Below are 832 nucleotides of genomic sequence, written 5' to 3'. Positions count from 1 at the left end.
GACCAATAATCAAAACAATACCAATTTAAGGTTCCTTTAAGATCTCGAAAATACTTGCTCAGAAATGTATTCGATTCTTCAAGCGTCATTCCTCGCGTATCAGCGAAGCGCTTTGGAAGATGTTGCATCCAAAAATAATTATCGAAATGCAGGTCTAACAAGGTGCCGTCCATATCAAGGAAGACGGTATCGATTTGATTCCAGTTGAGCATCAAACTCTCTATACTTTATGGCAATTGATTCGATGCATTTTAACGAAGCAGGGTAGCTATGTCAGATTTAAGCGCGTTTTTTGAACCACTTTCAGTTATTGCCAAGGATGCCGGCAAGGCAATTTTAGAAGTATATAACTCAGATTTTCCTATCGAGATAGATACTAAAAGCGACGATTCCCCTGTTACCAAAGCCGACTTAGCGGCACACCAAATCATTGAAAAGGGTCTACAAGCCCTAACTCCAGATATCCCTATTTTGTCAGAAGAGGGTGGTCTACCAGAGTATACAGAGCGAAAGCATTGGCAACGCTACTGGCTTGTTGACCCACTAGACGGCACAAAAGAATTCATTAATAAGAATGGCGAATTCACCGTTAATATCGCCTTCATTGAAAACCACGAGCCAGCGCTTGGACTCGTTTATGTTCCGGTAACAGATACCTTATACTTGGGCGGCCTAGCATTCGGAAGCTTCAAAAACTCAGCAGGATTACACGAACAAATTTCGATCAAGCCCGTTAATCTCGGCACCACATTAACGGTTGTAGGAAGTCGTCGACACGGTGCAGAAGCACTAGATAGCTTGTTAGAGAAAGTTTCAGATACGTTCTCGAATG

General features: G+C 42.3%; 1 protein-coding gene and 1 pseudogene. One reads left to right on the top strand and one right to left on the bottom strand.

Annotated elements, in window-relative coordinates; translation table 11 throughout:
• Positions 1–212: pseudogene (locus tag A3762_RS23480) on the bottom strand (haloacid dehalogenase); the annotation flags it as partial.
• Positions 213–270: 58 nt separating this feature from the next.
• Here A3762_RS23480 and A3762_RS23475 point away from each other — a divergent pair.
• Positions 271–832 (top strand): 3'(2'),5'-bisphosphate nucleotidase CysQ (locus tag A3762_RS23475; RefSeq protein ID WP_304439325.1); only part of this gene is annotated, 562 nt, incomplete at its 3' end.

It is taken from the genome of Oleiphilus sp. HI0125, from assembly GCF_001635355.1.
The sequence above is the reverse complement of the archived record's forward strand: the minus strand, read 5'-3'. Positions and strand labels throughout refer to the sequence as shown.